At 71.1% G+C, this 19724-nt stretch carries 15 protein-coding genes and 1 rRNA gene; 9 read left to right on the top strand and 7 right to left on the bottom strand.

Translation table 11 applies throughout. The features are described 5' to 3' along the window. Window positions 1-93 (top strand): 5S ribosomal RNA (gene rrf, locus ACZ4Z3_RS03890); the annotation flags it as partial. A 64-nt stretch (window positions 94-157) separates the two neighbouring features. Here rrf and ACZ4Z3_RS03885 read toward each other — a convergent pair. The 5 genes from ACZ4Z3_RS03885 to ACZ4Z3_RS03865 are packed head-to-tail and all read right to left on the bottom strand — an operon-like array spanning window position 158 to window position 5720. Continuing rightward, entirely contained in the window at window positions 158-1468 is a 1311-nt protein-coding gene (locus tag ACZ4Z3_RS03885) for a DUF58 domain-containing protein (RefSeq protein WP_468499503.1), read from the bottom strand. Then, window positions 1468-2457, bottom strand: coding sequence for an AAA family ATPase (locus tag ACZ4Z3_RS03880; protein ID WP_468499541.1), 990 nt, complete (start codon window positions 2455-2457; stop codon window positions 1468-1470). The genes ACZ4Z3_RS03885 and ACZ4Z3_RS03880 overlap by 1 nt, the downstream gene beginning before the upstream one ends. Then, the gene (locus ACZ4Z3_RS03875) at window positions 2457-3650 is read right to left on the bottom strand and encodes a DUF4350 domain-containing protein (RefSeq protein ID WP_468499502.1); all 1194 of its coding nucleotides are present in this window, start codon (window positions 3648-3650) and stop codon (window positions 2457-2459) included. Before ACZ4Z3_RS03875 ends, ACZ4Z3_RS03880 begins: the two co-directional genes overlap by 1 nt. Next, complete coding sequence (locus ACZ4Z3_RS03870; protein ID WP_468499501.1) at window positions 3647-4375, bottom strand: DUF4129 domain-containing protein; 729 nt, start codon at window positions 4373-4375, stop codon at window positions 3647-3649. Before ACZ4Z3_RS03870 ends, ACZ4Z3_RS03875 begins: the two co-directional genes overlap by 4 nt. 4 nt (window positions 4376-4379) lie before the next feature. Next, complete coding sequence (locus tag ACZ4Z3_RS03865) at window positions 4380-5720, bottom strand: DUF7847 domain-containing protein (protein WP_468499500.1); 1341 nt, start codon at window positions 5718-5720, stop codon at window positions 4380-4382. Between the two features lie 140 nt (window positions 5721-5860). Between ACZ4Z3_RS03865 and mtnA the strand changes: the two genes are divergently transcribed. The 7 genes from mtnA to ACZ4Z3_RS03830 all read left to right on the top strand — a co-directional run bounded on the left by mtnA (window position 5861) and on the right by ACZ4Z3_RS03830 (window position 14600). Further along, window positions 5861-7006: an S-methyl-5-thioribose-1-phosphate isomerase gene (gene mtnA / locus ACZ4Z3_RS03860; protein ID WP_468499499.1), complete on the top strand. Its 1146-nt coding sequence runs from the start codon at window positions 5861-5863 to the stop codon at window positions 7004-7006. 8 nt (window positions 7007-7014) lie between these two features. Next, window positions 7015-7704 carry an MtrAB system response regulator MtrA gene (mtrA, locus tag ACZ4Z3_RS03855; RefSeq protein ID WP_206187907.1) on the top strand — a complete coding sequence of 230 codons (690 nt, stop codon included), beginning with the start codon at window positions 7015-7017 and terminating at the stop codon, window positions 7702-7704. A gap of 1 nt (window position 7705) precedes the next feature. Next, window positions 7706-9778, top strand: coding sequence for an MtrAB system histidine kinase MtrB (gene mtrB, locus ACZ4Z3_RS03850; RefSeq protein ID WP_468499498.1), 2073 nt, complete (start codon window positions 7706-7708; stop codon window positions 9776-9778). After that, entirely contained in the window at window positions 9768-11594 is a 1827-nt protein-coding gene (locus ACZ4Z3_RS03845) for an LpqB family beta-propeller domain-containing protein (RefSeq protein WP_468499497.1), read from the top strand. Before mtrB ends, ACZ4Z3_RS03845 begins: the two co-directional genes overlap by 11 nt. Window positions 11595-11765: 171 nt before the next feature. Then, window positions 11766-12641 carry a ComF family protein gene (locus ACZ4Z3_RS03840; RefSeq protein WP_468499496.1) on the top strand — a complete coding sequence of 292 codons (876 nt, stop codon included), beginning with the start codon at window positions 11766-11768 and terminating at the stop codon, window positions 12639-12641. 314 nt (window positions 12642-12955) lie between these two features. Further along, window positions 12956-13648 carry a ribosome hibernation-promoting factor, HPF/YfiA family gene (gene hpf / locus ACZ4Z3_RS03835; RefSeq protein ID WP_468499495.1) on the top strand — a complete coding sequence of 231 codons (693 nt, stop codon included), beginning with the start codon at window positions 12956-12958 and terminating at the stop codon, window positions 13646-13648. Between the two features lie 205 nt (window positions 13649-13853). Further along, on the top strand, window positions 13854-14600 hold the full coding sequence (locus ACZ4Z3_RS03830; RefSeq protein ID WP_055520708.1) for a response regulator: 747 nt from the start codon (window positions 13854-13856) through the stop codon (window positions 14598-14600). 7 nt (window positions 14601-14607) lie between these two features. Here ACZ4Z3_RS03830 and ACZ4Z3_RS03825 read toward each other — a convergent pair whose 3' ends face one another. Both ACZ4Z3_RS03825 and ACZ4Z3_RS03820 read right to left on the bottom strand, forming a co-directional pair. Then, window positions 14608-15807, bottom strand: coding sequence for a winged helix-turn-helix domain-containing protein (locus tag ACZ4Z3_RS03825; RefSeq protein ID WP_468499494.1), 1200 nt, complete (start codon window positions 15805-15807; stop codon window positions 14608-14610). A gap of 178 nt (window positions 15808-15985) precedes the next feature. Next, window positions 15986-16555 (bottom strand): GNAT family N-acetyltransferase, encoded by a 570-nt coding sequence (locus ACZ4Z3_RS03820; RefSeq protein ID WP_468499493.1) that lies wholly within the window; start codon window positions 16553-16555, stop codon window positions 15986-15988. 281 nt (window positions 16556-16836) lie between these two features. Here ACZ4Z3_RS03820 and secA point away from each other — a divergent pair, with 281 nt between their 5' ends. Further along, window positions 16837-19686, top strand: coding sequence for a preprotein translocase subunit SecA (gene secA / locus ACZ4Z3_RS03815; protein WP_468499492.1), 2850 nt, complete (start codon window positions 16837-16839; stop codon window positions 19684-19686). Window positions 19687-19724: the final 38 nt, after the last annotated feature.

Below are 19724 nucleotides of genomic sequence, written 5' to 3'. Positions count from 1 at the left end.
ACGCCCGGTTACATTCCGAACCCGGAAGCTAAGCCTCACAGCGCCGATGGTACTGCAGGGGGGACCCTGTGGGAGAGTAGGACGCCGCCGAACAAATATTGGGAAAGGCCCACACCTTATGGTGTGGGCCTTTCTGCGTTTACGGCATCCTTGGGAACTACAGGCGTCCAGCCGCCTTCAAGGCCAAGTAGGCGTCTGCCAAAGCCGGCGCCAGGTTGTCCGGGGTCGCGTCCACCACCGTGACACCGTGCCGACGGAGTTGTTCGGCTGTGCGGTGGCGGTCCGATTGGGCCTGGGCCGCTGCCGCCGCCTCGTAGACGGCGTTCGTGGTGCCCCGCGCATTCGCCATGCGGGCGATATGCGGGTCGGAGACGGAGGCCAACAGGAGCGTGTGGCGCTGGGTGAGGCGGGACAGGACCGGGAGGAGGCCCTCTTCGATGGGGGCCGCGTCCAGGCTCGTCAGGAGGACGATCAAGGCGCGGCGGGACGCCGTCCGCAGCGCGGTGGCGGTGAGACCTCGGGCGTCCGTCTCGACGAGTTCCGGTTCGAGTGGGGCCATTGCGTTGACCAGGGAGGGCAGGACGTCGCCCGCCGAACGCCCCTGGACGAGGGCCCGGACGCGGCGGTCGTAGGCCATGAGGTCCACGCGGTCGCCTGCGCGGGAAGCGAGGGCGGCCAGGAGGAGGGCGGCGTCCATCGAGGCGTCGAGGCGGGGGATGTCGCCCACGCGGCCCGCCGAGGTCCGGCCCGTGTCCAGGACGAGCAGGATGTGACGGTCGCGTTCGGGGCGCCACGTGCGTACCGCCACCGCGGACTGGCGGGCCGTGGCACGCCAGTCGATCGAGCGGGTGTCGTCGCCGGGGATGTACTCGCGGAGGCTGTCGAACTCCGTGCCCTCGCCCCGCGTCAGGACGCTGGTGCGACCGTCCAGCTCGCGGAGACGGGCCAGCTTGGACGGCAGGTGCTTGCGGCTCGTGAACGGAGGAAGGACCCGCACGGTCCAGGGCACCTTGTGGCCGGCCTGGCGGGTGAACAGGCCCAGCGGACCGTACGAGCGGATCGTGACCCTGTCGGCCTGGCGGTCGCCACGGCGCGTGGGGCGCAGCCGAGTGGTGACGCGGCGTCGTTCGCCCGCCGGGACGGTGAGCCGGTGGCGGGAGGCGGCCACTTCGCTGCCGGGCAGCCAGCTGCTCGGAGGCCAGGCGTCGCGGAGGTGGGCGCGCAAGGGGCGCTTGGAGGGATTGGTGACCGTCAGCGTGACTTCTGCGGTTTCGCCGAGGCGCGCTGACGTGTCCCCGGAGCGCGTGAGACCCAGACGGCGCACAGGTGCGGCCAGGGCGTAGTCGCAGGCGCACGCGAGCGCCAGTGGGGCGTCCACCGCGAGGATGCCCGTCCAACTGGGCTCCCAGATGCCCACCGGGAGGGTGCCGAGGGCCGCGAGGAGTGCGGCGCGTCCGGTGGGGGCCATCAGCGGGGAACGGGGACGTGGGCGAGGATCGCGTTGATGACCGAGTCGGCCGTCACGCCTTCCATCTCCGCCTCCGGACGGAGCTGGATGCGGTGGCGGAGGGTCGGGAGCGCGAGCGCCTTGACGTCGTCGGGGATGACGTAGTCGCGGCCCGTCAGCCAGGCCCAGGCGCGGGACGCCGCGAGGAGGGCCGTGGCGCCTCGGGGAGAGACACCCAGGGTGAGGGACGGCGACTCGCGAGTGGCACGGCAGATGTCGACGACGTAGGCGGTGATCTCGGGGGACACGGTCGTCTTGGCCACGGCGGCGCGAGCGGCTTCGAGGTCTGCGGCGTTCGCTACGGGGCGTACGCCGGCGGCGCGCAGGTCGCGCGGGTTGAAGCCGGCGGCGTGCCGAGTGAGGACGTCGATCTCGTCCTGGCGGGACGGGAGCGGAACCGTCAGTTTGAGCAGAAAACGGTCCAGTTGCGCTTCCGGCAGGGGATATGTGCCCTCGTACTCGACCGGGTTCTGGGTCGCGGCGACCAGGAACGGGTCCGGGAGGGGGCGGGGAGTGCCGTCGACCGTGACCTGGCGCTCCTCCATGGCCTCCAGGAGGGAGGACTGGGTCTTCGGCGGGGTGCGGTTGATCTCGTCCGCGAGGAGGAGGTTGGTGAAGACCGGGCCGGGCTGGAAGGAGAACTCGGCGGTGCGGGTGTCGTAGACGAGAGAGCCGGTGACGTCGCTCGGCATCAGGTCCGGGGTGAACTGGACGCGCTTGGTGTCCAACTCGAGTGCGGACGCGAGGGCGCGGACGAGCAACGTTTTGGCGACCCCGGGGACTCCTTCCAGCAGGACGTGCCCGCGGCAGAGGAGGGCGACGACGAGGCCGGTCACGGCGGGGTCCTGGCCGACCACGGCTTTGGCGATCTCGGCGCGCAGGGCCTCCAGGGAGGCACGGGCGGAGCCCGGGTCCCCGGTGGTCCCGGCGTTGTCAGTGGTCGGGTCCATCATGAACGGCGTACCTCTCTTTCGAGGGCGTCGAGTTGGTCGGTGAGGGCGATGAGGGCCGTGTCGTCGCTGGGCGGCGGGCCGAAGAGGAGGACGTGCAGGGTCTGTCCGTCGCCATGGAGGTGGGTGGACAGGGCGGGGAGCAGGGCCTCGGGCGCGTGCGCCCGGGAGACGGGGACACCCACGAGAGGGGCGAGGCGCGTGCGGGTGGTGGAGCGAAGAGCGGCGGCCGCGCGGTCACGGGCGTTGGCCTTGCGGTAGAGGCGGGCGCGGCCTTCGACGGTCTCGGAGGCGCGGATCGCGACGGGGAGTTTCTCGGGCACCAGGGGGCCCAGTCGACGTGCCCGCCAGAGGGCGGCGATCAGACCCGCGACGAACAGTTGCAGGGTGCCCCAGAGCCAGCCCGAGGGGAGCAGGTCGAAGAAGCTGCGGTCGCCGGTGTCGGTGGCGGAGTCGTCGGAGAGAGAGGGGAGGTACCAGACCAGATGGGGGCGCGAGCCGAGGAGTTGGAGGGCGAGGGAGGCGTTGCCCTGCTCGTCGAGGCGGTCGTTGTAGAGGATGTCGGGAGCGCCGATGACGACGGTGTCGCCGCCCCCTTCGGCCGCCGGGAGGCGTACGAGGCTGGGCAGACCGCTCTCGGGGTAGCAGGTGTCGGCGTCGCGGGTGGTGACCTGGTAGCGGACGCCGCCGAGGTCGGCGGTGCCCGCACGGCGCGCGGCGGGCAGGTCGCAGCGGGGCGCGAGTGTGGAGTCGAAGCTCGGGGCGGGGTCGGCCGTGACGCCGGGGGCGAGGGTGCCGACGGACGGGGTGCCGGGGGCGACGAGGACCGTACGGCCGCCGGACGAGACGGTCGCCGTGCGCAGGCGGCGCTGCTGGGACTCGGTGAGCAGGTCCGGGACGGCGATCAGGAGAGTCGTGTCGGGGGCCGCGGCGGCGGTCGCCTCGTCGAGGGTGGTGACCACGCGCGTGGACACGCCGTTGTCGTCGAGGAGTTGTTCGATCGCGCGGCTGCCGTTGGGGTCGGCGGATCGCGGGTCGAGGCGGCCGTGCTCGGCGCCGGAGCGGATGACCGCGATGACGATCGCCGCGGTCAGGAGGATCACGAAGGCGATGACGACACCTCGTGCGTGACCCCACAGTTGACGGGCGGTGGGCGAGGCCGAGGTGTTCGGGAGCGTGGCCCCGGTGGTCATTCGGCGGCCCCCTGGCGGCTGTGGTGGGCCGTGCTCGTCGTGCTGTCGGCGCTGCTGCCGGCCAGGGCGGGCTTGGCGCGCTCCAGGTCGTCGTCGAGGGCGGCGAGGTGGCGGTACGTTCCTCCGGCCGCGGCTCGGCCGCCGTATGTGACGTCGTCGAAGTCCCGGGCGGCGGTGCGGAGTCGGTCCGCGTGGGCGGGAAGTACACGGCCGGCTTCGGAGGCGGCCTCGTCGGCGGTGCGGCCCGGGCGCACATCGAGGAGGGCGCGTTCCTCCAGGGAGCGGACCACCGCGCGCATGCGTTCCTGGACGGCCTGGTTCCAGTGGCCCTGGGCGGCCTGTGCCTCGGCTGCCGCGCGGTGTTCGGCGGCGCTGCGGGGGCGGTCGTCGAAGAGGCGGGCGGAGGAGACGGGGGTGCGGTGCGGGGTGCCGAGGCGCCACCACAGGGCGCCGACGAGGGCCAGGACCGCCAGGACGATGACGACGAGGCCGATCGCGCCGCCGGGGGTGGCGGCGGAGGCCGTTTCGAACAGCTTGTCGATCCAGTCCCAGAAGGCGTCCATGGCGCGCTCGTACCAACTGGGGTCGTTCTCGTGGTACATGCCCTTGGACAGCTCGCGCCGGGCCGCCTCCCGCGCGGGGTCGCGCGGGAGGGTGACCGGTGGTTCGTCCGCCGAGCGCCAGCCGATGGGGACGGCGGTCAGAACTCCCCCCGAGAGTCTCACCGCATCAGCTCCCGGGAGTGGCGGCGGAGGCGTTGCCGCCGTAGTCCTGGACGCCGGCGGCGCGGGCCAGTTCGAGGTCGAGGGCCTCGCGGCGGATGCGCTGGTCGATGTAGAGGAGCACGGTGACGCCGGCGCTGATCGGGAAGGTGATCGTGGAGCCGATGATCGAGCCGACGCCGCTGATGACGAGGTACGTCCAGCCGAGTTCGGTGGCGCCGGTGAGGAGGCCGGAGAAGCCCTCGCCGTCCATGGCCGTGCCGAGGACGGCGAAGGGGATCACGACGATCGACGCGACGACGTAGGCGATGATCGCGCCCAGCAGCTGGATGCCGAGGACGCGCCACCAGGAGCCGCGCACCAGCTTGACGGAGCGGCCCAGGGACTTGCGGACGCCCTGCTTCTCCAGCATCAGCGCGGGCGAGGCGAGCGAGAAGCGGATCACCAGCCACACGGTGAGGACGAAGCCGCCGAGTCCGCCGAACACGGCGAGCACCACGCCCGCGCCTTCCGCGCCCCCGGCGACGAGGAGGATGCCGGGCAGGATGCCGACGGTCATGATCACCACGGCGATCAGGGGCAGCAGGAGGGTGAGGCCGCCGAGCCTGAGGAGCTGCGGGCGGGCGTCCCGCCAGGCCTCGCCGGTGGTCACCTTCTTGCCGAGGACGGCTCGGCTGGTCACGGTCGTGAGCAGGGCCGTCGCGATGATGGTGCCGAGCAGGGAGATCACCAGGACGGCGGAGGTGCTCAGCAGGGTCTCGCCGAGGGCGCGGCTCAGCTCGCCGGGAGTGGCGGTGGGGTCGTTGAGGACGTCGGCGTTCGCGGCGTCGTTGAGGACGAGGCCCTGGAGCAGGATGACCGCGATCTGGGTGACGACGGCGACGGTCAGGGAGATCCCGAGGACCGTGCGCCAGTGGGTGCGCATGGTGGACACCGCGCCGTCGAGGATCTCACCGACGCCGAGGGGGCGCAGCGGGATCACACCGGGCTTGGCCGCGGGCGGGGGGCCGCCCCATCCGCCGCCCCAGCCGGGGGTGCCGTGGCCGGGATGGCCGCCGGGGGCTCCGTAGGCGCCGGGCGGGCCGTAGCCGCCGGGGCCGGGGTACGGGCCGCCGGGGTGGCCGCCCCAGCCCGGGGTGGGCTGCGGTGGTGGCGGGGTCTGGCCGGGGCCCTGCGGGTTCGGGTTGCTCCACTGGGCGGGCGGGGGCTGCTCCTTGGACCACTTGGACGGCGGCTGCGTCTGGTCCGCGCCGCTCTGGTCGGCCGGCTGCGGGGTGTCCTGCCGGCCCGAGTCCTGACCGTCCGAGGGGGTCGATCCGGGCGAGGCCCAGCCCGGAGTGTCCTTCATCGTCGCTCCTTCACGGTGCTCGTCCGCGGTCGCGGCGGCAGGTTGGCGCCCATCGTGCCACGCGGTGTCCAGGAAGGGACGGGGGGCCGTACGGGCTGCGCACCTTCAATTGTCCGTCGGATACGGGGCAGACTGGCCGCATGGCTGATCAGTACGCGCGAACCGGCGACGACACCCGGCCGACCGAGACCCCTGCGATCCGATGGGAGGAGCCACCCGAAGGCCCTGTCGTGGTCCTGCTGGACCAGACGAGACTGCCGGCCGAAGAGGTCGAGCTGGTGTGCACGGACGCGTCCGCGCTGGTCGAGGCGATACGTTCGCTCGCCGTGCGCGGGGCGCCGCTGCTGGGCATCGCCGGGGCGTACGGCGTCGCGCTCGCCGCCGCGCGGGGCTTCGCCGTCGAGGAGGCCGCCGAGGCGCTGGCCGGTGCTCGGCCGACCGCGGTGAACCTCTCCGTCGGGGTGCGGCGCGCGCAGGGCGCGTACCGGGCCGAGCTCGGTCGGACCGGTGACCAGAAGCTGGCCGCGGGTGCCGCGCTCGCCGCCGCGCGGGCGTTGCACCGGGAGGACGCCGAGGCCAGCGCCCGGATGGCGGGGCACGGGCTGGCGCTGCTCGACGAGCTGCTGCCGGGCGGCGGGCACCGGGTGCTCACGCACTGCAACACCGGGGCGCTGGTGTCGGGCGGTGAGGGCACGGCGTTCGCGGTGGCGCTGGCGGCGCACCGGGTGGGGCGGCTGCGCAGGCTGTGGGTCGACGAGACGCGGCCGCTGTTGCAGGGCGCCCGGCTCACGGCGTACGAGGCGGCGCGCAACGGGATGGCGTACACCTTGCTCACGGACAACGCGGCGGGCTCGCTGTTCGCGGCCGGGGAGGTCGACGCGGTGCTGGTGGGGGCCGACCGGATCGCCGCCGACGGTTCGGTGGCGAACAAGGTGGGGACCTATCCGCTCGCGGTGCTCGCTCGGTACCACCATGTGCCGTTCATCGTGGTGGCGCCGGTCACGACCGTGGATCCGGACACCCCGGACGGGGCGTCCATCGAGGTGGAGCAGCGCGCGGGTCATGAGGTGACGGAGATCACAGCACCTCAGGTGCCGGTGGCGGGAGCGGAGGCGGGAGGCGGTATCCCGGTGGCACCCCTGGGGACGCAGGCGTACAACCCGGCGTTCGATGTGACACCGCCGGAGTTGGTGACGGCGATCGTCACCGAGGAGGGGGCTGTGTCGCCGGTGACGGCTGGCGCGCTTGCGGAGCTGTGTGACAGGTCACGACAGGTAACGATTTAGTTAATGGGATGATGTCGTTTATGAAGGGACGAGTCCTTGTCGTCGACGACGACACCGCACTGGCCGAGATGCTCGGCATCGTGCTGCGTGGTGAAGGTTTTGAGCCGTCTTTCGTAGCCGACGGCGACAAGGCGCTGGCCGCGTTCCGTGAGGTCAAACCTGATCTGGTGCTGCTCGATCTGATGCTGCCGGGCCGGGACGGGATCGAGGTGTGCCGCCTGATCAGGGCGGAGTCCGGGGTGCCGATCGTGATGCTCACGGCGAAGAGCGACACCGTGGATGTGGTCGTGGGCCTGGAGTCGGGCGCGGACGACTACATCGTGAAGCCGTTCAAGCCGAAGGAGCTGGTGGCCCGGATCCGGGCGCGGCTGCGGAGGTCGGAGGAGCCGGCGCCGGAGCAGCTCGCCATAGGAGACCTGGTCATCGACGTGGCGGGGCACTCCGTGAAGCGGGACGGGCAGTCGATCGCGCTGACGCCGCTGGAGTTCGATCTTCTGGTGGCGCTGGCGCGGAAGCCGTGGCAGGTGTTCACTCGAGAGGTCCTGCTGGAGCAGGTCTGGGGGTACCGCCATGCGGCGGACACCCGTCTGGTGAATGTTCATGTGCAGCGGCTGCGTTCCAAGGTCGAGAAGGACCCGGAGCGGCCGGAGATCGTGGTGACTGTCCGTGGTGTCGGATACAAGGCAGGACCCAGCTGACATGCCCGGGGACAGCGCCGCTTCGGCGCCCGGTCAGTCCGGGACCCGCACGGAGCGGCCTGTCGGCCGGAAGGCGTCGGGTTCCCGCTGGGGGCGTCTTCTCGAGGGCGGGCTGCTGCATGGCGGAGTCCAGGGCAGCCCGGTCCTGAGGCTCTTCATGCGCTGGGTGCGCCGTCCGCTGCTGCCCGTGATGCGGCTGTGGCGGCGCAACATCCAGCTCAGGATCGTCGTCACGACCCTGCTGATGTCGCTCAGCGTGGTGCTCCTGCTGGGCTTCGTCGTCATCGGCCAGGTGCGCAACGGGCTGCTGGACGCCAAGGTCAAGGCCTCGCAGAGCCAGGCCACCGGCGGGTTCACGGTGGCCCAGCAGCGGTCCGACAGCGCGGCGAGCGCGGCGGGGAACGAGAGCACGGACAACGGCGACCGGGTGCAGAACGTCGTCGAGTGGACGACCAACCTGGTGAAGTCGCTGTCCAGCGGCGGCCAGGGAGCGTTCGACGTCGTGTCGCTCAGCCCGGCCTCCGCGGACGGCGAGACCGGTGGGCTCGGGCCGCGTGTCTCCGGCGGAGTGGCCTGGGACCTCAGCGTGCCCGTGGCGTTGCGCGATCGCGTCGACGACGGCACCAGCGCCGTCCAGAGCTACACGCGGATCTTCTACACCAACGGCCAGGAGTCGCAGCCGGCGCTGATCATCGGCAAGCAGATCAACGCCCCTAACGGCAAGCCGTTCCAGCTGTACTACCTCTTCCCGCTCACCCAGGAGGAGAAGTCCCTCAGCCTGGTCAAGGGCACGCTGGCGACGGCGGGGCTGTTCGTCGTCGTCCTGCTCGGGGCCATCGCCTGGCTCGTGGTGCGTCAGGTCGTCACGCCCGTGCGGATGGCGGCGGGGATCGCCGAACGGTTGTCCGCCGGGCGCCTGCAGGAGCGGATGAAGGTCAGCGGCGAGGACGACATCGCGCGTCTCGGTGAGGCCTTCAACAAGATGGCGCAGAACCTGCAGCTGAAGATCAGCCAGCTGGAGGACCTGTCGCGGATGCAGCGCCGGTTCGTCTCCGACGTGTCGCACGAGCTGCGCACCCCGCTGACGACCGTACGGATGGCGGCGGACGTCATCCATGACGCGCGCGTGGACTTCGACCCGGTGACCGCGCGGTCCGCCGAGCTGCTCGCCGACCAGCTGGACCGGTTCGAGTCGCTGCTCGCGGACCTGCTGGAGATCAGCCGGTTCGACGCGGGAGCGGCGGCTCTGGAGGCCGAGCCGATAGACCTGCGCGAGGTCGTGCGGAAGGTCGTCAGCGGGGCCGAGCCGCTCGCCGAGCGCAAGGGGACGCGGATACGGGTCCTCGGCGACCAGCAGCCCGTCGTCGCCGAGGCCGACGCCCGGCGGGTGGAGCGGGTGCTGCGGAACCTCGTGGTCAACGCGGTGGAGCACGGCGAGGGCAAGGACGTCGTGGTCAAGCTGGCGGCGGCGGGAGGAGCGGTCGCGGTCGCGGTGCGCGACTACGGCGTGGGGCTCAAGCCGGGCGAGGCCACGCGGGTCTTCAGCCGTTTCTGGCGGGCCGACCCGGCACGCGCGCGTACCACCGGCGGCACGGGACTGGGTCTGTCCATCGCCCTGGAGGACGCCCGTCTGCACGGTGGCTGGCTCCAGGCGTGGGGCGAGCCCGGTGGCGGGTCCCAGTTCCGGCTGACCCTGCCGCGGACGGCGGACGAGCCGCTGCGCGGCTCCCCGATACCCCTGGAACCGAAGGACTCCCGGCGTGGCCGCGGTGCCGGCGACGGTGCTGTGCGGCGCGGCGGCGGCAAGCTCGCCACGGTGCCGGTGCAGGCGGGGGAGCGCGGGGTCACCAGGGCGCCCATAGGGCCGCTGCCCGGCGGTGGTCAGGTGCCCACGGCCGATCCGACGGCGCTGCCCGGCAACGGCGCCCGCGTGGTGTCCCGGCCCGGCGTGTCGCCCCCGGCGCCGCCCGCGCAGCGGAACGGCGAGGACGCCGGGCAGGCGGAGGAACGGCTCTCCGAGGCCGGCTCCGGGCAGCAGCAGGAGAAGCAGGGGGAGGCATTCCGTGGGCGCTGACCGCGCGAAACGCGGCCGTGGGCGTCCGATGCGGGCGACGGCGTACGTCGGCATCGGTGCCGTACTGCTGGCGGGGTGCGCCTCGATGCCGGACAACGGGGACATGCGCGAGGTCGAGTCGACCCCGCGGCAGGACACGCAGGTGCGGGTCTTCGCGCTGCCGCCCGCCGAGGACGCCCAGCCCCTGGAGATCGTGCAGGGTTTCCTGGAGGCCCTGACCAGCGACGACCCCAACTACGAGACGGCCCGCAAGTACCTGACCGGTGGCGCGCTGAAGACGTGGGACCCGGGCAGGTCGACCACGGTCCTCGTGGAGGCGCCGACCCCGTTCACGAAGGTCACGGGGAGCGAGCCGGACAGCACCTCGTACCGGTACGAGCTGAGCGGCGAGAAGGTCGCCCGCGTGGACGGGCAGCACGCGTACACACCGGCCAGCGGCGAGTACGAGGAGACCGTGCACCTCACGAAGGTGAAGGTGAAGGACAAGGAGCAGTGGCGCATCGACAAGCTGCCACAGGGCGTGATGCTCGGCAGGTCCGACTTCGAGCGCAACTACAAGTCGATCAACAAGTACTACTTCACCACCGCCGCGCAGTCCGGTGAGGCCGGCAGGGTCGCCGACCCGGTGTACGTGCGCAGCCAGGTCGACCCGGTGACGCAGATCGTGCGGGACCTGCTGAACGGCCCCACCCGCTGGCTGAACTGGGTCGCGCGGACCAGCTTCCCCTCGGGTACGGCGCTGCGGAAGGGCACCGCCCATCTGACGCCCGACGAGCAGAACAGGCTGGTCGTGCCGCTCAACGCGAAGGCCGACCGGGTCTCGGCGAGCCGGTGCCAGGAGATGGCCGAGCAACTGCTGTTCACGCTTCAGGACTACATGCCCAACGGCATTGACGAGGTGGAGCTGCAGGGGTCGACCGGGGCGCAGCTGTGTGCGTTCCGAGAGGACGTGACCGACACAAACGCGGCGAACCGGCCCGGCAAGGGCATCGAGTACGAGTACTTCATCGACGGCGAGCACCGGCTCGTACGGCTGTCCGCCGGGGAGAGCACGCCGGCTCCCGTGCCGGGCGACCTCGGTGAGGGGGCGAAGCAGCTGCGGTCGGCCGCCGTGTCGCGCGACCAGGAGCGGGCGGCCGGGGTGTCGGCCGACGGGAGCGAGCTGTACGTGGCGCCGCTGACGTCGGGCGGCGCCATCGGCGACCCCGTGCTGCGCAGCGCGGGTGCCACCGCCAAGGACCGGCTGACAACGCCCAGTTGGGACGGCCGCGGCGACCTGTGGGTGGCCGACCGCGATCCCGAGAAGCCGCGCCTGCTGGTCCTCGCGGACGGCAAGGGCGAGCCGCTGGAGGTGCGGACGACGGGGCTCGACGGACGTATCGAGGCGGTGCGCGTGGCCGCCGACGGGGTACGGGCGGCGCTGATCGTGGAGAAGGACGGCAAGAGGTCGCTGTCCATCGGGCGCGTCGAGCGGGACGCGGACGCGGACGGCACCACCGTCTCCATCGTCGATCCGCGGTCCGTGACACCGGACCTCGAGGACGTCTCGGCCATGTCGTGGGCCGGTGACAGCCGGCTCGTGGTGGTCGGCCGGGAGTCCGGCGGCGTGCAGCAGACGCGGTATGTACAGGTCGACGGCTCCACGTTGCCGGGTCCGGCGCCTTTCGCGTTGACCGGTGTGGAGGAGATCGCGGCGTCCGAGGACGAGAGCGAGCCGCTGGTCGCCCATTCGGCGGACGGCATCGTCCGGCTCGCCCCCGGGGAGCAGTGGCAGACGGTGGTCAAGGAGGGGTCGGCTCCGGTCTATCCGGGGTGAGCCACGGGGCGCCGGACGCAGGCAGCCGATCCCGTTCCGCGGTGTGCTCGGGGCGTTCCGCGGCTGGCGCTAACTCGTGTGGGTGACAAGCGTGTTGGTGAGCGGGGCGTTGTCCACAGGAGGTTTTCCACAGGGGTGGCCCGGGTCCGTGCGCGTTGGCACAGTGGGGGCATGCGGGCGTGGTGGCAGGACCTCACGGATCTGGTGCTGCCGGCCGAGTGCGGAGGCTGTGGGAGGCCTCGCGAGGTGCTCTGCCCGGAGTGCCGCGCCGCCCTGATGGGGGCCGCACCGAGCCGGGTGCGACCGGCGCCGGAACCGGTGGGGCTGCCCGAGGTGCACGCGGCGGCCCCGTACGAGGACGCGGTGCGGGCGGCGCTGCTCGCGCACAAGGAGAGGGGCGCCCTGGCACTCGCCGAACCGCTAGGTACGGCCTTGGCGGGGGCCGTACGGGCCGGGCTGGGCGAGGTGTGGGGCCGGGGCGCCGAGGACTTCCCGCCGGGGCGTGGCGCCTCGTCGGGAGGTGGCGGGAGAGGTCCACGCGGGGACGTGCTGCTCGTTCCGGTGCCGTCCGCGCGGCGGGCGGTGCGGGCGCGAGGCCACGACCCGGCGCGGCGGATCGCGCTCTCGGCGGCCCGGGTGCTGCGGCGCGCCGGGACGCGGGCCCAGGTGCTCGCGGTGCTGCGGCAGCGGCGTGCCGTGGCCGATCAAGCGGGGCTGGACTCCCGGCAGCGGCTGGACAACCTCGCGGGCGCCCTGGAGGTGGCCGCCGGGGGCGTCCCGCTGCTGGGCGGCGGCCGGGTCGTGCTCGTCGACGACCTGATGACCACCGGGGCCTCGCTCGCCGAGGCGGCACGCGCGATCCGGGCGGCGCACGACAGATGGGTGGTGTCGTCGGCGGCAGACGGGAAAGACGCTGGGCGAACGGTTCAGGAGGCGGTCCGGATCCGAGGTGTCAGGGGAATGCACGGGGTCGACCATGCAGGTGAGGGGCTGTGCGCGGCGGTGGTCGCCGCGCCGCCGGATGCTTTCCACATAAACCGGAACTGACGGAGAACTTGCATCGTTGCAGGTAATGAGAGGGTCAATTCACCTGAACGGAGGTACGTCTCGGTAGAGGGTGACGACATCCGTCCGGGCGAGATATGTTCGGTTGTGAGGGAATGGCCCCGGCCGTTCACCACATATCCGGATGCCGTACTGCGGGTTTTCTGCAATCACCCGCAGCGATGGGGTGGAGATCTTGTCCACGGGGGAGGAGGAGGTGGAGTCACCGAGTCCGCGGTTCCGGAAGTAGCCGGAACCTGGTGCACAAGGGAGATGCTCCGCCAGTGGAGCGGAGCGATCCGGGAACGGAGTTCTGCGTGGACATCGTCGTCAAGGGCCGCAAGACCGAGGTGCCCGAGCGGTTCCGCAAGCACGTGGCCGAGAAGCTGAAACTGGAGAAGATCCAGAAGCTCGACGGCAAGGTGATCAGCCTCGACGTCGAGGTGTCCAAGGAGCCCAACCCCCGACAGGCCGACCGCAGTGACCGAGTGGAGATCACGCTCCGCTCCCGCGGACCGGTGATCCGGGCGGAGGCAGCGGCGAGCGATCCGTATGCGGCGCTCGACCTGGCGGCGGACAAGCTCGAGGCCCGGCTGCGCAAGCAGCACGACAAGCGTTACACGCGCAGGGGCGCGCGCAGGCTCACGGCCGCGGAGGTCGCCGACCACGTTCCGGGCGTGGCGACCCTCAACGGCAACGGATATGTCGTCGAGGAGGAAGAGGCCGACGGCGTACCCACCAAGCGGATCGGCTCGCTCGAAGTGAAGGGCGAAGGCCCCCTCGTCGTCCGCGAGAAGACCCACGTCGCGTCCCCGATGAGCCTCGACCAGGCGCTCTACGAGATGGAGCTGGTCGGGCACGACTTCTATCTGTTCGTCGACTCCGAGACCAAGGAACCGAGCGTCGTCTACCGTCGGCACGCCTACGACTACGGCGTCATCCACCTCAGCACGGACCCGATGGTCGCAGAGGCGCACTCGAACGCGGCGGGCGGCACGCTCGGCGGCTGACCGCGCCGGGTGACAGCGGAGCCGGTGCCCCTGGAGCGCGCGTGCGCCCCCAGGGGCACCGGTGTGCGACCCCCAGAGGCCCGCTCTGTCACCGCACTGTCGCCCCGGCATGAAATCATGGCCGAACCGGCCCCAACCGGCGGGTCGTTGCCTTGGGTTGGCGATGGCACAGAAACACAGGCCACGGCCTTCAGGGGGAGGAACGATGGCGGACAGCAGCTTCGGACCGATGCGAGACGCGGCGGCCGACGAGGGTTCCGTCGGCATGGGCCCCGCGGCGGGCTCCCGCAAGGAGCCCATCAGGGTCCTTGTCGTCGACGATCACGCGCTCTTCCGCCGCGGTCTGGAGATCGTGCTGGCCGCCGAGGAGGACATCCAGGTCGTCGGCGAGGCCGGCGACGGGGCCGAGGCGGTCGACAAGGCGGCCGATCTGCTCCCCGACATCGTGCTGATGGACGTCCGCATGCCCAAGCGCGGAGGGATCGAGGCGTGCACCTCCATCAAGGAGGTGGCCCCCAGCGCGAAGATCATCATGCTGACGATCAGCGACGAGGAGGCCGACCTCTACGACGCGATCAAGGCCGGGGCGACGGGCTACCTCCTGAAGGAGATCTCCACCGACGAGGTGGCCACCGCGATCCGCGCCGTCGCCGACGGGCAGTCGCAGATCAGCCCGTCCATGGCGTCGAAGCTGCTCACCGAGTTCAAGTCGATGATCCAGCGGACCGACGAGCGCCGGCTCGTGCCGGCGCCGCGGCTGACGGACCGGGAGCTGGAAGTCCTCAAACTCGTGGCCACCGGGATGAACAACCGGGACATCGCCAAGGAGTTGTTCATCTCCGAGAACACCGTGAAGAACCACGTGCGGAACATCCTGGAGAAGCTGCAGCTGCACTCCAGGATGGAGGCCGTGGTGTACGCGATGCGGGAGAAGATCCTCGAGATCCGCTGACCCCGGGTCAGTCCAGGGCGCGGGTGAGTTCCCCGACCAGCCGGTCGCGGAGCTCGGGGGCGTCCACCCGCTCCACACGGACGTTCGTGCAGTCCACCCAACTCGCCGCCTCCAGCAGGGCCTGGGCGACCGCCGGGACCGCCTTCGGGCCGTTCAGAGTGACCTGCTTGGCGACCAGGGTGCGGCCGTCACGGGCCGGGTCGACACGACCCACGAGCTGACCGCCGGCCAGGACCGGCATCGCGAAGTAGCCGTACACCCGCTTCTGCTTGGGGACGTAGGCCTCCAGACGGTGGGTGAAACCGAAGACGCGTTCCGTGCGGGCCCGCTCCCAGATCAGGGAGTCGAAGGGGGACAGGAGCGTCGTGCGGTGGCGGCCGCGCACTGGTGTGGCCAGGGCCGCCGGATCGGCCCAGGCGGGCTTGGCCCACCCCTCCACCGTCACCGGGACCAGGCCAGAGTCGGCGACCACCGCGTCGAACTGCTCGCCCTTGAGGCGGTGGTAGTCGGCGATGTCCGCGCGCGTGCCCACCCCCAGGGCCTGACCGGCCAGGCGGACCAGTCGGCGCAGGCACTCGGTGTCGTCCAACTCGTCATGGAGCAGCTCGGTGGGGACGGCGCGCTCGGCGAGGTCGTACACCCGCTTCCAGCCGCGGCGCTCCACACAGACCACCTCGCCGTACATCAGGGCCCGTTCGACGGCGACCTTCTCGCCGGACCAGTCCCACCACTCGCTGGTGCGCTTCGCGCCGCCCAGTTCCGTGGCGGTGAGGGGGCCCTCGTCGCGGAGCTGTTTGATGACGCGGTCGTAGGCGCCGTCGGGCAGTTCATGCCCCCACTGGGGGCGGGCGCGGTAGGCGCGGCGGCGGAACGCGAAGTGGGGCCACTCCTCGATGGGGAGGATGCAGGCGGCGTGGGACCAGTACTCGAAGGCGTGCGGGCGCGCCGGGGCGCCGTCGGGGGCGGTGGCCCAGTACGCCCTGTCGACCGTGGTGCGGCCTATGGCGCCGAGACGGGCGTACGGGACGAGCTCGTGGGAGCGGGCGAGGACCGAGATGGTGTCGAGCTGGACCGCGCCCAGGTGGCGGAGCACACCGCGGACGCCGGCCCTGCGGTCGGGGGCGCCGAGGAAACCCTGGGCCCGCAGGGCGATGCGGCGGGCCTCGTCCGCGGTGAGTTCGGTCGTGGGGGGCGGCAGGGGTGTCATGGTCCGCAGGGTAGGCCAGGGCACTGACATTGATGCTGATACTCAGGTTCCGGTGGCCGTGACTCGGGCACTGACTGACGTCCTGCTGGGCTGTCCTGCGGCTGTTCTGTCCGGCTGTAAGCGGGGCTGGGCTGGGAGAACCAGCGGTGGGACGCGGCGTGACCGGGGCGGCCGGGCGTCAGCGCGGGGCCGGTAGGTAGGGGGACCTGGAGGGGAGGCTCAGGTCGGAGGGCAGGAGGGAGCCCACCCAGCAGTCGCGGAGGGTGCCGTTGTTGTTGAGGGCGGAGCGGAGGGTGCCCTCCACGGTGAAGCCGGTGTTCTCGGCGACCGCGCGGGACGCGGTGTTGCCGACCTCGGCGCGCCATTCGAGGCGGTCGACGGCGAGCGCGGTGAACGCCCAGCGGGCGGCGACCCGGGTCGCCTCGGTGACGTAGCCGTTGCGGCGGTGCTCCTTGGCCGTCCAGAAGCCGATCTCGGCGGTGCCGGGCGACCGCATGGTGATGCCGAGCATGCCCGTCAGCACCCCGGAGGGAAGGAAGACCCCGAAGGTGAACATGGAGGCGTTGACCCAGCCCTCGGGGACCGCGTGCTCCACGAAGGCCACCGCGTGCTCGCGCAGATACGGCGAGGGGATCGTGGTCCAGCGCTGGATGTCCGGGTCCTGCGCGGCGGCGTACACCGTGTCGGTGTCGCGCGCGTCCACGGTGCGCAGCAGCAGGCGCTCGGTGGTCAGGGTGACGGGGTCCATCGGGCGATTGTGCTCGGGGCGGCGGAAGGGCGCCATCTCATTTGCGCCCGTTCCGTGAACGGGCCCGTGACGCGGGACGGGCGAGGCGGTCACAATTCGTGCATTTCGTGGGCGGAACGCGGCACCATCGGCTACGCCCGCCCGTTGTCCTAGTGGCTGTCGGGGCCAGACCTCCCGGCACGGCGGGGTCCTCGCTTACGATGGCCGTTGCTCAAGCTGTGATTTGAATCTGTCATTGAAACCGACCGTCCCAGGCCCGACCGGCAAGGAGACAAACCCCCGTGTCCGTCCTCTCGAAGATCATGCGTGCAGGCGAAGGCAAGATCCTGCGCAAGCTGCACCGCATCGCGGACCAGGTCAACTCCATCGAAGAGGACTTCGTCGACCTCTCCGACGCCGAGCTGCGGGCCCTCACCGATGAGTACAAGCAGCGGTACGCCGACGGTGAGAGCCTGGACGACCTGCTCCCCGAGGCGTTCGCCACCGTCCGCGAGGCCGCCAAGCGCGCTCTCGGCCAGCGTCACTACGACGTGCAGATCATGGGTGGCGCCGCCCTCCACCTCGGCTACGTGGCCGAGATGAAGACCGGTGAGGGCAAGACCCTCGTCGGCACCCTGCCCGCGTATCTGAACGCGCTGTCCGGCAAGGGCGTCCACCTCATCACGGTCAACGACTACCTGGCCGAGCGCGACTCCGAGATGATGGGGCGCGTCCACAAGTTCCTGGGCCTGACCGTCGGCTGCATCCTCGCCAACATGACGCCGGCCCAGCGTCGCGAGCAGTACAACTGCGACATCACGTACGGCACGAACAACGAGTTCGGCTTCGACTACCTCCGCGACAACATGGCGTGGTCCAAGGACGAGCTCGTCCAGCGCGGCCACAACTTCGCGATCGTCGACGAGGTCGACTCCATCCTCGTCGACGAGGCCCGTACGCCGCTGATCATCTCCGGTCCCGCCGACCAGGCCACCAAGTGGTACGGCGACTTCGCCAAGCTGGTGACGCGCCTGAAGAAGGGCGAGCCCGGCAACCCCCTCAAGGGCATCGAGGAGACCGGCGACTACGAGGTCGACGAGAAGAAGCGCACGGTCGCCATCCACGAGTCAGGTGTCGCCAAGGTCGAGGACTGGCTGGGCATCGACAACCTCTACGAGTCGGTCAACACGCCGCTGGTGGGCTACCTGAACAACGCCATCAAGGCGAAGGAGCTCTTCAAGAAGGACAAGGACTACGTCGTCATCGACGGCGAGGTCATGATCGTGGACGAGCACACCGGCCGTATCCTCGCCGGCCGCCGCTACAACGAGGGCATGCACCAGGCGATCGAGGCGAAGGAAGGGGTGCCGATCAAGGACGAGAACCAGACGCTCGCCACGATCACCCTCCAGAACTTCTTCCGCCTCTACAAGCGCCACGACCACAACGGCAAGGAGCAGCCCGGCCTGTCCGGCATGACCGGTACGGCCATGACCGAGGCCGCCGAGTTCCACCAGATCTACAAGCTCGGCGTGGTCCCGATCCCGACGAACCGGCCGATGGTCCGCAAGGACCAGTCCGACCTGATCTACCGCACCGAGGTCGCCAAGTTCGAGGCGGTCGTCGACGACATCGTCGAGAAGCACGAGAAGGGCCAGCCGATCCTCGTCGGTACGACGTCGGTCGAGAAGTCCGAGTACCTCTCCCAGCAGCTCAGCAAGCGCGGTGTCCAGCACGAGGTGCTGAACGCCAAGCAGCACGACCGCGAGGCGATCATCGTCGCCCAGGCCGGCCGCAAGGGCGCCGTGACCGTGGCCACCAACATGGCCGGCCGCGGTACGGACATCAAGCTCGGCGGCAACCCCGAGGACCTCGCCGAGGCGGAGCTGCGCCAGCGCGGGCTCGACCCCGAGGAGCACATCGAGGAGTGGGCCGCGGCCCTGCCCGAGGCCCTCGCGAAGGCCGAGGCGGCGGTCAAGGCGGAGAAGGAGGAGGTCGAGGCCCTCGGCGGTCTCTACGTCCTCGGCACCGAGCGGCACGAGTCCCGCCGTATCGACAACCAGCTGCGCGGTCGTTCCGGCCGTCAGGGCGACCCGGGCGAGTCCCGCTTCTACCTCTCCCTCGGTGACGACCTGATGCGCCTGTTCAAGGCGCAGATGGTCGAGCGTGTGATGTCCATGGCGAACGTGCCGGACGACGTGCCGATCGAGAACAAGATGGTCACCCGCGCGATCGCGTCCGCCCAGTCGCAGGTCGAGCAGCAGAACTTCGAGACCCGGAAGAACGTCCTCAAGTACGACGAGGTCCTCAACCGGCAGCGCGAGGTCATCTACGGCGAGCGCCGCCGCGTCCTGGAGGGCGAGGACCTGCACGAGCAGATCCAGCACTTCATGGACGACACGATCGACGCGTACATCGCCGCGGAGACCGCCGAGGGCTTCGCCGAGGAGTGGGACCTCGACCGGCTGTGGGGCGCGTTCAAGCAGCTCTACCCGGTGAAGGTCACCATCGAGGAGCTGGAGGAGGCGGCCGGCGACCGGGCCGGGCTGACCCCCGAGTTCATCGCCGAGTCCATCAAGGACGACATCTACGAGCAGTACCGGGCGCGTGAGGAGCAGCTCGGCTCCGAGATCATGCGTGAGCTGGAGCGCCGGGTGGTCCTCTCCGTCCTGGACCGCAAGTGGCGTGAGCACCTCTACGAGATGGACTACCTCCAGGAGGGCATCGGCCTGCGCGCGATGGCCCAGAAGGACCCGCTGGTCGAGTACCAGCGCGAGGGCTTCGACATGTTCACCGCGATGATGGAGGGCATCAAGGAGGAGTCCGTCGGCTACCTGTTCAACCTGGAGGTCCAGGTCGAGCAGCAGGTCGAGGAGGTCCCGGTCGAGGACGCCAAGCCGTCCCTCGACAAGGGCGACGCGGTGCCGGCCCAGGCGGGTGCGTCGCGGCCGGAGATCCGGGCGAAGGGGCTGGAGGCCCCGCAGCGCCGGGACCGTCTGCACTTCTCCGCGCCGACCGTCGACGGCGAGGGCGGCATCGTCGAGGGTGACCTCCCCGAGGACGAGCCGATCCGCTCCGAGGCCGACGGCCTCACCCGCGCGGAGCGCCGCAAGCAGCAGGGCAGGGCGGGCGGCCGCCGACGCAAGAAGTAGCGGGCCGCTCCGCGGGGAGCGAGGCCGGCGGTACGAGG

This window comes from Streptomyces sp. NPDC030296 (genome assembly GCF_055572815.1).
Note: the sequence above shows the minus strand (reverse complement) of the source record. Positions and strands in the feature narration are given on the sequence as shown.

Coding starts and splice junctions, on each gene's coding strand:
- ACZ4Z3_RS03885 (WP_468499503.1), bottom strand. CDS start 1,468: ATGGCCCCCACCGGACGCGCCGCACTCCTCGCGGCCCTCGGCACCCTC.
- ACZ4Z3_RS03880 (WP_468499541.1), bottom strand. CDS start 2,457: ATGGACCCGACCACTGACAACGCCGGGACCACCGGGGACCCGGGCTCC.
- ACZ4Z3_RS03875 (WP_468499502.1), bottom strand. CDS start 3,650: ATGACCACCGGGGCCACGCTCCCGAACACCTCGGCCTCGCCCACCGCC.
- ACZ4Z3_RS03865 (WP_468499500.1), bottom strand. CDS start 5,720: ATGAAGGACACTCCGGGCTGGGCCTCGCCCGGATCGACCCCCTCGGAC.
- mtnA (WP_468499499.1), top strand. CDS start 5,861: ATGGCTGATCAGTACGCGCGAACCGGCGACGACACCCGGCCGACCGAG.
- mtrA (WP_206187907.1), top strand. CDS start 7,015: ATGATGTCGTTTATGAAGGGACGAGTCCTTGTCGTCGACGACGACACC.
- mtrB (WP_468499498.1), top strand. CDS start 7,706: ATGCCCGGGGACAGCGCCGCTTCGGCGCCCGGTCAGTCCGGGACCCGC.
- ACZ4Z3_RS03840 (WP_468499496.1), top strand. CDS start 11,766: ATGCGGGCGTGGTGGCAGGACCTCACGGATCTGGTGCTGCCGGCCGAG.
- ACZ4Z3_RS03830 (WP_055520708.1), top strand. CDS start 13,854: ATGGCGGACAGCAGCTTCGGACCGATGCGAGACGCGGCGGCCGACGAG.
- ACZ4Z3_RS03825 (WP_468499494.1), bottom strand. CDS start 15,807: ATGACACCCCTGCCGCCCCCCACGACCGAACTCACCGCGGACGAGGCC.
- ACZ4Z3_RS03820 (WP_468499493.1), bottom strand. CDS start 16,555: ATGGACCCCGTCACCCTGACCACCGAGCGCCTGCTGCTGCGCACCGTG.